A 13,456-nucleotide genomic window follows, 5' to 3' on the forward strand; every position below is an offset into this window, starting at 1 on the left:
ATTTTATAGTTGGGAGAGGGAATAGGGAACAGGGAACAGGGAAAAGGAAAAAGCAAAAGTTACAATTTTCATTTCTTCTACCTTCTGCCTTCTGCCTTCTATCAAGACCACAAAATAATTTCACCGTTAGGAAGTAAACCAATTGCTGAGGTGAAAGTTATACGCTGTCCATCCATTGGCTCAACAGCGTGAAAATTGCGGGTATTGAAAATAAACACATCCCCCACATAAGGCTGGAAGGTAATCATATCTGCATCTGCAATCACTGTATCACGGTAGCCGTAGGAATCGAGTTTATATTCGTCATTGCCTGGTTGCCACTGGCGATCGTAAATACGGGTTTTACCGTAATTATTAGCGGAGAATTTCAAGTATAAATTCCAAGAAAGTTGATAAATTACTGTACCAACTTCCCATTCAGATTGTTCTGAGGGAGCATAATCAATATGCAGTTGAGTACCTTGCTCTATTTTTCTAATCAATCCTGCATAATAACTACCATATAATGGTTCTGAAGCAATCCGCACATTTGCTCCTGTACAATCACGGATTTTATCCATTAATCGTTCTAAGGGATTAAAAGAGGCTGCCATGATGGAGTCTCTTAATTTTGTTGTGCGTTCTACTGCTTGAAAATAAGCTGCTTTACTAATGCGATTATATTCAAATACGGTGATGCCAATTCGCTCAATTTTAGGATACACATTTTGATAAGAATCAAAGTTAAACAATTGAGCCTGAGCCACTAAACTATCACACTCTTGCTCTGTCGCAAAATCTTTGATGCGAATTAAAGGAATGCGGTTTTCCCATAGCATCTTTAATGATTCTTTCGTTAGGGAATATTCTTGTTTACTTTCCCAAACTTTGCTTTTAATCTGGTTTTCAGTAATCATGGTTTTGTGCCTGGGTTAAAAAAAATGTGATTTTATTAATGTGATTTCATTGCAGATGAATGATATTGAGATAGTTAGTTAGTCCTATTACCAAATACCATTGGCTCTGTTACCAATTGTTCATCAATAAAACCGCTACCGATGAAGTAAGAAATATAAGTTTTGAGCAATTTTTGGTCTAGTACGGGATACATAAGATTAGTATTTCCTAGTCCATTGATAGTGTTTTCATAATCAATCTGTGATTCGTGGCTTTTGTCTACCTCATTTTTGGGAATAATATGAGACAAAAATCTTAAATTATCTGCATCAGAAATTTGACTCTGAAGTAAAATTTCTGAATGCCATTGTTCTACAGGAATAATCTGTACAGGGTATCCTAAAGAGCGAATTAAGTGAAATAGATCCTTGATTTTAGTAGATTCAGGATTAACTAGGTGAAATGCTTTTCCTAAAGATTCCTTTTGTCCTGATAGATGAACAATCATCTTGCTCACATAGTCTACAGGAGTCAAATTATCTTCCATATTTATATCAGGAACTATTCTCATTTCTAAACAACCTTTGACTAATCTGCAAAATAAATCATCTGTATTACTAATTCCTGTTTGGGTGTTTCCTGTAATTCTTGATGCGCGATAAATAGCCACAGGAAGTCCTAGATCACGGGCTTGCATCACTAATTTCTCTGCTACCCACTTACTTTGGATATAGCCATTATCAAGAGTTTGATATTGCTCAAGAGGATCGGATTCTAAAATTAATCCCGCCTCATTGGGAGAAGATGCAGATAAAACAGATGTGGTGGAAATAAAGTGTAAAGGTTTAACTTTGATCTCACAGGCTAACCGAATGATTTCTTGAGTTCCCAAAACATTAGCAGGTTTTAAAACAGAGTAGGGATAAATAACATTAATCCAAGCACCACAATGATAGATAATATCTATCTGACCAGCTAACTTTTGAAACTCTGATGTGGAAAGACCTAAATATTTTTTCCCTAAATCTCCAACTACAGGAATAATGCGTTCTTTGTCAACTCCTGACCAGAGTTTGTAGAATTTGAGTTGATTTTGTAGCTTTTGTCGTGCCTGTTCAATATCAGTAGCACGAATCAAACAATAAATATCAGACTCAGTTTGTTGCAGGAGTTCATAAAGTAAATGACTACCCAGAAAACCCGTCACTCCTGTTAAAAAGATTCCTTGAGGTTTGTTGTTGTACTCTGTAGAGACGTTATATATAAGGTCTTTACGGATTTGAATGCTGGGATCTAAAACTGCTTCTGCTTTTAAATCTAGGTTAGAGGTGGTAATGGTATTCGTCTGGCTTGTTGCTAGAGACGTTGTATACAACGTCTCTACTAACCCGGCTGCGAGTTCTGCGACTGTGGGGTTTTCAAACAAATAACGTAGGGGTAAATCTATGTGCAAAGTCTCTCTTAACAGAGACATCACTTGCATAGCGCGTAAAGAATTGCCCCCCATGTCAAAAAAGTTGTTATGAATGCCTAAATGTGTTGTACCTAATACACTGCTCCAAATATCTGCTATCAGTTTTTGTATGGAAGTAGTGGGTAAAACAAAGTTATTTAAGTCAATCTCCTGACTGGGTGCAGGTAGGGCGCGACGGTCCACTTTCCCATTAGTTGTGACTGGCAGTGCTTCCATCATGACAAAAGCCGTAGGAATCATATAATTTGGCAGCTTTTGTTTCAAGAAGCTTTGTAATTCATTTTGGGTTAAGGATGGATTATCAGAGACAACATAAGCAACCAATTGTTTATGTCCTGGTTGATCTTCTCTGAGCATTACCACCTGGCAAATCACATCAGGATGTTGAACTAATAGACTTTCGATTTCTCCCAGTGCAACACGAAAACCTCTGATTTTCACTACATCATCAATACGTCCGATAAACTCAATGTTACCGTCGGGTAAATAACGTGCTAAATCCCCTGTTTTATATAATTTTGGATTTTGGATTTGAGATTTTGGATGATTAAAGGGATGAGCAATAAATTTCTCTTGTGTTAATTCTGGACGGTTGAGATAACCCCGTGCTAAACGCTCACCACCAATGTACAATTCACCTTTTACTCCAATTGGGACTGGTTGCAGATTAGAGTCAAGAATGTAAATTTCTGTATTAGCAACAGGACGACCAATAAGGACTGTATTGGTTTTTTCTGGTTGGTAATTTTGCACGTCATAGACGATCGCTGTCACTGAGGCTTCTGTGGGACCGTAGGCATTTAAACAAGTGATTCTATCCCCTACGAATTGCTGCCACATTGCCACTGTTTCCGGTAAAACTGTATCTCCACCTACGGTCAATAAACGTAAACTTTGGGGTACAGTGGCATAGGATTGAGATACTGCTACCATCCATTCATGCCAATAAGCGGAAGTCAAAGTTAAAACGCTCAGTTGTTGTTGTTCTATAAACTGGGCAAAATTAGCAAAGGAAGAAAACAATTGTGTTGGTCTTAATACTACTGTTCCGCCTTTAAACCAAGTGGGGAACATTTCTTCCAGTGCTACATCAAAACCAAAAGCTGCAAATTGTAAAACACGGTCGCTATTTGTCAAACCAAATGCTTCACTAATGGCACTGCTATGATTTACCAAAGCTCCATGAGTTAACATCACACCTTTGGGATTGCCAGTAGAACCAGAAGTATACAATACACAAGCCAAGTTTTCCGCTACTACTTCACTGACCGGATTTTCTGGACTGTGAGAATTGAAAACCGCACATTCTTGATCTAAGACAATGACTTTCACCCCTTCCACTGGCAAGGAATTGAGTAAACTTTCTTGTGTGATCAGTACAGAAATTTGTGAATCTTGGGAGATGTAAGTTAATCGCTGTTGGGGATAATCAACATCTAGGGGAACATAACCACCACCAGCTTTGAGGACTGCTAACAATGCTACAGTCATCGAAAGCGATCGCTCTAAATAAATTCCCACCAAAACCTCTGCACCCACACCCAGAGATTGTAAATAGTGTGCTAATTGATTCGCTTGGGTGTTTAACTGTTGATAAGTCAACTGTTGATCATCAAACACCACTGCTACAGCATCCGGTGTTAATTCTACCTGTTCCTCAAATAATTGATGGAGACATTTACCTACAGGATAATCAGCTTGAGTATCATTCCACTCAACCAGTAACTTTTGTCGTTCAACTGCTGTTAATATTGGCAACTGGTCAATGCGTTCTTGGGGATTATTTACCACTGCTTCCAACAAAGTCACAAAATGACCAATCATGCGCTCGATGGTGCTATGGTCAAACATATCAGTGTTGTATTCCCACACTCCCACCAGTCCGTTATCAGTGTTCTGCATGAATAAGGTCATATCAAATGCAGCAGTCACACCTTTAAATGGTACTGAACTAACGGTTAACCCGTTTAACTCCAACTCAGACACAGGAGCATTTTGCAGGTTAAACATGACTTGGAATAGTGGTGTATGGGATAAATCCCGTTCTGGTTGCAATGCTTCCACTAGCATTTCAAAGGGAAAATGCTGATGAGCATAAGCACCCAAGGACATTTCCCGCACACGAGTTAACAACTCACTAAAACTGGGATTACCTGCCAAGTTGGTACGCATCACCAAAGTATTGACAAAAAAGCCAATTAACCCTTCTATTTCCGAGCGATCGCGGTTAGCAATAGGTGAACCTACTAAAATATCTGATTGTCCTGTGTAGCGATAAAGCAAGGTGTCATAAGCAGCCAACAAGGTCATAAATAGGGTACAACCTTGATTTTGACTGAGTTTGATCAATTTATCAGTTAACTCAACTGACAAGGCAAATTCATGAGTTGCACCAACTACAGTTTGTACAGCCGGTCTGGGGCGATCAGTCGGTAATGATAATACAACTGGTGCGTCTTTTAGTTGCCGTTCCCAGTAAGAAAGTTGACTTTGCAGGACATCTCCTTGCAACCATTGTCTTTGCCAAATCGCAAAATCTGCATACTGAATTGACAGAGGTGTTAAAGCTGACGGTTGACCTTGAGAATAAGCATTATATAGTTGTGTGAGTTCTTGCACAAAAACACCCATTGACCAACCATCAGAAACAATGTGGTGCATACACACTAACAATACTTGCTCTGTCTCGTTCAACAATATTAACTGCACTCTAATTAACGCTTCTGTTTTCAAATCAAATGGTTCAAGAATTTGTTGTTGCGCTAATTGTTGTACCGCTATTTCCTGTTCTGTGATCGGTAAATGTTTAACATCAATTACTGATATTATTCCCTGTTCGCTGCTTCCTGTTTCCTGTTCCCTAATAACTTGAGTTGGTTGTCCATCAACGGTAATGAAATTAGTACGTAAAGCTTCGTGACGATGAATAATTGTTTGTAAACTTTGTTCTAAGACTGCAATTTGCAGATTTCCCAGCAAACGTAAAGCAGTGGGTATGTTGTATAAAACACTCTTTTGATCAAATTGCTCTAAGAACCACAAACGCTGTTGAGCAAAAGACATTGGTAAGTCGGAATTTTTTGCTCTGGGTAAAAGCGGTGGTGCTGATATTTCTAACTTTTCTTGCTGTAACTGCCCAATAATATGCGCTAACTCACCAACTGTAGGGGTAGCAAACAACTCATACAAAGGTAGTTCCACTTTAAAAATGTTGCGGATACGTGAAACTAATTGTGTTGCTAGTAGGGAGTGTCCACCCAGTTCAAAGAAGTTATCATCAATACCTACTTGCTCAACTTTTAGCACTTGCGCCCAAATTTGGGTTAACAGTTCTTCAATGGGAGTACGGGGGGCAACATATTTTTCCAGCAGTGTGCTTTCTAAGTCTGGTGCGGGTAATGCACGTCTGTCTACCTTACCACTGGGAGTTAAGGGGAAGGACTGCAAGATTACAAAAGCACTGGGTATCATGTAATCTGGCAGTTTTGCTTTCATCAATTGCCGCAATGCGCTAACTGTGGGTGTACAGTTCTGATGTGCGACTACATAAGCAACTAAACGTTTATTACCAGGGGTATCTTCACGGGCGATAACACAACATCCTTCCACATCCTCAAACTGGCTGAGTGCTGCTTCCACTTCACCCAACTCAATGCGGAAACCACGTATTTTTACTTGAGTGTCAATGCGTCCTAAGTATTCAATATTGCCATCTGGTAAATAACGTGCTAAATCCCCAGTTTTATACAATTTTGGATTTTGGATTTTGGATTTTGGATTATTAAATGGATTAGGGATAAATTTCTCATTGGTTAAATCTGGACGGTTGAGGTAGCCTCTAGCTAAAGTGATACCACCAATGTACAACTCTCCGGGAATACCAATAGGTACAGGCTGTAAATTTTGATCTAAAAGATAAATCTCCGTATTAGCGATCGCCTTACCAATGGGAGGCAATAGTGGCCAAGTTTCTACTGGAGGAGAAAGTGTAAAGGCTGTAACTGCATGACTTTCCGATGGTCCATAATGATTGTGCAGAGTACAATTACCCAGCTTACTGAACCATTGAGAAATTGCCGGAGTAATCTGCAATTGTTCACCAGCAGTAATAATTTCTTTCAGGTGAGTTGCAAATTTTTCACTATCAACGGCTACTTCCGCGAGTTGTTGTAAGGCAACAAAGGGAACAAACAATCTAGCAACAGCTTTTTCTTCCAGAAAACCTAATAAAGCCAAGGCATCCCGGCGCAATTCCTCTGTAATTAACACTAATGTACCCCCAGAACACCAAGTAGAGAAGATTTCTTGGAAGGAAACATCAAAGCTAATAGGAGCAAATTGCAGGGTTTTTGCGTCCTGTGCGACTGTGGTATTTTGCAATTGCCAGAGAATCAGATTACACAATGGTAAATGATTCATGGCTACACCCTTGGGTTTTCCTGTAGAACCAGAGGTATAAATTACATAGGCTAAGTTATGGGTTTTTACCGCAGAGACAGGATTTTCTTGATTTAATTGGGAAATTACTTGAGTGTCAGTATCTAAACAGACAAGATTTGCTTGATGCTGCGGTAGTCGGTTGAGAAGTGACTGCTGGGTTAACAACACTGAAACTTGGGCATCTTCTAACATGAAAGCCAAACGCTCAGTAGGATATTCTGGATCAAGTGGCACATAAGCACCACCGGATTTGAGAATACCCAATATTCCTACAACCATTTCTAAAGAACGCTCAACACAAATACCTACTAAAACATCAGGTTTCACACCCAAAGATTTGAGGTAATGCGCTAACTGGTTAGCACGGCTATTTAATTCATTGTAGGTCAGTTGTTGATTACCACACTCCACAGCTATAGCATGAGGTGTACGCTCTGCTTGTTCCTCAAATAACTGGTGGATACACTTATCAAGGGAATATTCAGTTTGATTATTATTCCATTCAATTAATAGCTGGTATTTTTCAACTTCTGTAAGTAATGGTAAGTGGGAAATTTGCGCTTTGGGGTTAACAGCAATTCCAGATAGTAATGTTTGGAAATGTCCTAACAAACGAGCGATCGACAAATCATCAAATCGGCTAATATCATAGCTAATTCTTACCAGTAATTCCTGATCAGGAATCACCATCACTGTTAAAGGATAATTAGTTTGCTCGATAGCCTGAAGATTATCTATTGAGAACCCATAATTATTTTGTTGCGCTGCTTCATCAATTGGATAATTATCAAAAACAACAAGACTTTCAAATAAAGACATTCCTCTAGGAACATCACTCAATCCTTGAATATCTACCAATGAGCTATAGGAATATTGCTCAGACTCTACTTGCTGTGTTTGTAAATCTTTCAACAAAGCCAAAACTTCAGTTTCAGGCAAAGTTTGAACTCGTACTGGTAAGGTGTTGATAAATAGTCCTACCATTGATTCTACACCCATCAAAGATGGTGGCCGACCGGATACAGTAGCACCAAAAACTATATCTGTTTCTTGACTGTAGCGAGATAGCAATAAAGCCCAAGTTCCCTGCACCAAATTATTCATCGTTAGTTGATGCTGTCGGGCAAAAGTCTGTAAAGCCTCTGTTTGCTGCGCTGTAAGTTGGATTTTTTGTTCTTTGTAACTAGAATCTAACTGTTTGCGGTTTGAGGATAATTTATCAACTGTTAAAGGCGTGGGTGCGCTAAAACCTTGGAGTTTTTGTCGCCAAAATTCTTGAGCTTGGTTAAAGTCTTGTTGTTGTAACCAACTAATATAGTTACGGTAGCCTATAGCTGGTGGTAGTGTCTTAGTTTCACCTTGAGAAATTGCTTGATAAAAATACAATAAATCTTGGAAAATTAATGGACCTGACCAACCATCAAGTAACAAATGATGGAAATTCCAAACCAATTGATATCTATCTGCACTTAATTGAATAAGGCTCAAGTTCATCAATGATGCAACAGAAAGTTGGAAACCCTTTTGTCTCTGTGACTGCAATAAAGATTCTAGTTTTTGTTGTTGCTGTTGTGGAGATAGCAAACGCCAATCATAAGTTTGTACTTTAACATCTACTTTTCGATACACTAATTGCAGTGGTTTGTCTAATTCTTCCCACACAAAAGCAGTCCGCAAAACCGAATGTCTGGCTACCACTTGCTGCCAAGCTTGCTCAAAGGCTGACAGGTTCAAATTGCCATTTAAAGTGTAAATTAACTGCTCAAAATATGCTTGAGAATCAGGAGTATACAAACTTTCAAACAGTATCCCCTCTTGCATGGGGGAGAGTGAATAAATATCTTCAATATTACGCCAGTTATTTTTCCCTAAACTTGCCAATAGTTGGTCTATTTCTAACTGGTTGAGGTTCACTAATGGGAAATCTGAAGGTGTATGACCTCCATTTTCACCAGATGCACAATGGGCAATGAGATCCTGTAAGGTCTTAATAAATTCTTGTGCCAGATTTTCGATAGTGGCGCGTTGATGGAGATTTGTACTGTACGTCCACTCTATTCGTAGCTGGTCTTCGGCAATAATGCTGTCAATTTCTAGCACATAAGCGCGGTTGTTTTGTAACCCGTGCATTTTTCCCGCAGACTCACTAGCTGGCTGCATCCAAGAAGTGGTATTGACCTGTTGATCAAATTGACCTAAGTAGTTAAAACTGATTTCGGCTTGTGGTAATGTCTTTAGTTGAGTAGCAATTTCTGGATCTTGGATCAAATAGCGCAATAGTCCATAACCAATGCCTTTATTGGGAATAGCCCGCAGTTTTTCTTTAACAGATTTTAAAGCATCCCCCAGAAAAGCATCCCCTAAATTGTCTGTAGCTGGGAGTGCTACCACTACAGGAAAGATAGTTGTAAACCAACCAATGGTACGTGATAAATCTACACCATCAACTATATCTTCCCGTCCATGACCTTCTAAGTTGAACAGGACATTTTTAGAGTTAGTCCATTTGCTCAAAACTAACGCCAAGGCGGTCAGTAGGACATCATTAATTTGAGTGTTGTAAGCTTTTGGTACATCGTGCAGTAAGGCATGAGTTTCTGCCTCACTCAAAGACAATAATACTGTACTAGCTGCGGCAACAGTATTTACCCCTTTTGTATAGTCCACGGGGATGGAAGGAACTGTGGCGCGAGTTTCATTCAACCAATAAGCTGCTTCAGATTTGAGGGTTTGTGATTGGGCATAAGTTGTTAATTGCTCAGACCAATCTTTAAAAGCAGTGGTTTTGGCAGGAAGTTGAATGGTTTTACCTTGTTCAAGTTGCTGGTAAGCAGTTTGTAAATCTTCTAATAAAATCCGCCAAGAAACACCATCAATAGCCAAGTGATGGATAATGATCAGTAATCGCGCCCTTTTTTCCACGCCCAGATGGAAAAAGGCAACTTGCACTAGATTTGCGGTGGGATCTAAACTCGCCTGTAATAAATTTCCTTGAGCTTCAATAGCTGCTGGTTGTTCACTTTCTGGAATTGCTGATAAGTCTATCTCAGAGAAAGCAAGATGATCATTGGGAGCAGAGTAAATCTGTTGCCAAGTAGACTCAGACTGGGTAAACCGTAAGCGCAAAGCATCATGATGTACTAGCAATTGCTGGAATACTTGCTTTAATAGCTCTAGTTTGAGATCACAGGGAACTGAAAGTACAAATGCTTGATTAAAATGGTGTGCTTCTGGGAGATTTTTCTCAAAAAACCAGTGTTGAATGGGTGTTAGCGGTAATGCCCCGGTGACTACTTCTTGTTTGACTTCTATAGTCTTGACTGTACCTGCTACTGCTGCTAATTGGGCAATGGTTTGATTCGCAAATAGTTGTTTAAGTGTTAGTTGCAGTCCCGCTTGTTTGGCTTTAGCGAGAATTTGGATACTAAGAATGGAATCTCCACCGAGTTCAAAGAAGTTATCGTAAATTCCTACTTGCTTGACTCTCAGCACTTCTGCCCAAATCTGCGCTAATATTTGTTCAGTTTGATTACGTGGCAGCACAAAACTTACTTCCAGTCCCGCACGGGAATCTGGTGCTGGTAAAGCGCGACGGTCTACTTTGCCGTTGGGAGTCAGAGGTAAAGATTCTAACATCACAAAAGCATGAGGCATCATGTATTGTGGCAGTTTGCTAGACAGGAAAGAGCGTAACTGGCTAATGGTCGGCGGATGTTGTGGATTTCCGACTACATAAGCAACTAAGCGTTTATCTCCAGGATTGTCTTCGCGGACAATTACAGAGCATATCTGCACATCTTCATGTTGGCTCAGTGCGGCTTCTATTTCTCCCAACTCGATGCGGAAGCCCCGAATTTTTACTTGATTATCAATCCGCCCTAAGTATTCAATATTACCATCTGGTAAATAACGCGCTAAATCACCAGTTTTATAAAGGGTGAGGGACTGGGGACTGGGGACTGGGGACTGGGTGGGATGATTTTTTTCTTCCTGCCAAATGTCCAATTTAATAAATCTTTCTGCTGTTAACTCAGGGCGGTTTAGATATCCTCTGGCTAACCCAATACCACCTATATGTAATTCTCCAGGCACACCTACAGGTACTGGTTGTAAATACTTATCTAAAATGTATATTTCTACGTTGGCGATCGCTCTACCAATGGTTATTTTCTCGTCTTGATCACTACATTTAGCAATGGTCGCACATACACTAGCTTCTGTTGGTCCGTAGGCGTTAAAGAAATTTCTCCCTACAGACCATTGTTTCATTAATTCCACCGCACAAGCTTCTCCAGCCACAATAATAGCTTGTAGTGCTGGCAGTTCTTCCACGGGCATAACTGCTAATGCCGATGGTGGTAGGGTAATATGGGTAATGCCACAATGGTGTAATTTCTCAATTAATGCCTTTCCTGGCATCAGCGCATCTTTTGTACCCAGGTATAAAGCTGCACCAGAACCCAAAGCCATCAATATTTCTGAGATGGAAGCATCAAAACTAAAGGAAGCAAACTGGAGAACTCGACTATCAGAGTTTATACCAAAAGTTTGAATTTGGGCTTGAGCAAGGTTACACAGTCCTTTGTGTTCAACCATTACACCTTTTGGTTTACCAGTTGAACCAGAAGTATAAATTAAGTTAGCTAAATGACAAGCTTTAACTTCACTGCTGGGGTTATTTTGATGGTTTTGGGCGATTTTTTCCCAGATTTCATCTACACAAACCAGCTTGGCTTGATGTTGAGGCAATCTCTCAATTAAATGTTTTTGTGTCAGCAGTACGGAAACTTGAGCATCTTCTAACATAAAACTCAAGCGGTCTTGGGGATACTCTGAATCTAATGGTAGATATGCACCACCAGCTTTAAGAATACCCAAAACTCCGATCACCATTTCCAGCGATCGCTCTACACAAATCCCCACCAGTGTATCTGGTTTTATACCGAAAGATTGTAAATAATATGCTAACTGATTAGCCTGACTATTCAATTGCTGATAAGTTAATTGCTGATTGTCAAACACCACAGCCACAGCATCCGGTGTTTTTTCCACCTGCTCCTCAAATAACTGATGGATACATTTATCAACAGCATAATCAGCCTGAGTATCATTCCACTCTACTAACAATTGATACCGTTCTGGCGCAGTTAATAAAGGTAATTCCCGCACGTTCTGATGGGGGTCTTTGACTATTGCTGCTAACAAAGTCTGAAAATGGCTGATCATCCTGGCAATGGTATCCGCAGCCAAAATATCGCTGTTATATTCCCAAGATCCGATTAATCCCTTTTGTGTCTGCCAGATCGAGAGACTTAAATCAAACTTTGCAGTACCCCTATCTATAATCTCTGGAGTCAGACTAATACCAGGTAACTCTAAAGTATCCAAGGAGAAGTTTTCCAACACAAATAACACCTGAAACAGTGGGTTATAACCCAGAGAACGTTCCGGTTTTAATGCTTCTACCACTTGTTCAAATGGTATATCCTGGTGTGCGTGGGCATCCCAAACCACAGAACGGACTTTTTCTAATAACTGGGAGAAACTAGGATTACCTGCCAACTGGGTACGCAAAACCAAGGTATTGACAAAAAAGCCAATTAATGTATCAATTTCTCGGCGATTGCGGTTAGCAAAAGGTGAACCAATACAAATATCATCCTGACCACTGTAACGATGCAGTACCACAGCAAAAGCTGTTAACAGGGTCATAAACAAAGTTACACCCGACTTTTGACTGAGGTTGACAAGTTGAGATGTTAAATCTGCATTAATATTAAATTCTACAGTAGCACCTGCAAAAGTTTGTTCTGGGGGACGGGGATAATCTGTTGGTAACTCCAACAAAGGAGGTGCGTCGGCTAACTGTTGTTTCCAGTATTCCAGTTGTTTGTCTTGAACTTCTTTAGTTAACCATTCCCGTTGCCAAAGAGCAAAATCAGGGTATTGTATTGTTAACTCTGTTAAAGGACTTCCTTTTCCTTGAATAAACGCTGGATAAAGTGCTTCTAGTTCTTTGAAAAATATCCCCATTGACCAACCATCTATAATGATGTGGTGCATGGTGATAATTAATAGATAGGATTCTTGTGCTTGCTGTAGTAAAGTAACTCGTATTAAAGGTTCTGTGCCTAAATCAAAAGATTTATTAACCTCTTGATTGATAATTTCTTGTACAGCAATTTCTGTGAAGTCCTGCACATCTATCACAGGAATGTCGAGAGTTAAATTAGGTCTAATTACCTGAAAGGGTACACCCTCTACCGTAGGAAAGTTAGTTCTTAAAGCTTCATGACGGCGGATAATTTCATTGATACTTTGTTCTAAAGCAGTCACAGAAAGTTTACCAACAATTCTCAGTTGGAAACTTTCATTATAAGATGTGCTTTCTCCATCCAATTGAGACAGAAACCACATTCTTTGTTGGGCAAAAGATAAAGGTAAATCCTTATCTCTGGCAACGGGAACTAAGGATAAAGAAGTTATTTGTGTAGCTGTTTGTGCTTCTTGCAAAAAAGCAATAATTTCTGCTTTTCGCTCTTTCATTTGCTGCTTTAGTTCTTCCGTCATTGCTCCTTTAGGAGCGCGAAAACGTAACTGACCGTCCTCAAGCCAAATTTTGATATCTAAACTATTGAGAAAAGATAAAAATTCAAATATAGCCAT

The 13,456-nt window shown here is 39.7% G+C and carries 2 protein-coding genes; both read right to left on the bottom strand.

The window, feature by feature from the left end:
* Window positions 1-101 precede the first annotated feature (101 nt).
* A complete protein-coding gene (locus tag K2F26_RS00210) occupies window positions 102-896 on the bottom strand; it encodes a 2OG-Fe(II)-dependent halogenase WelO5 family protein (RefSeq protein ID WP_220609892.1) in 795 nt (264 codons plus the stop codon).
* 74 nt (window positions 897-970) lie between these two features.
* Window positions 971-13,456 carry a non-ribosomal peptide synthetase gene (locus K2F26_RS00215; protein WP_220609893.1) on the bottom strand — a complete coding sequence of 4,162 codons (12,486 nt, stop codon included), beginning with the start codon at window positions 13,454-13,456 and terminating at the stop codon, window positions 971-973.

The organism is Sphaerospermopsis torques-reginae ITEP-024 (assembly GCF_019598945.1).
Lineage (GTDB): Bacteria > Cyanobacteriota > Cyanobacteriia > Cyanobacteriales > Nostocaceae > Sphaerospermopsis.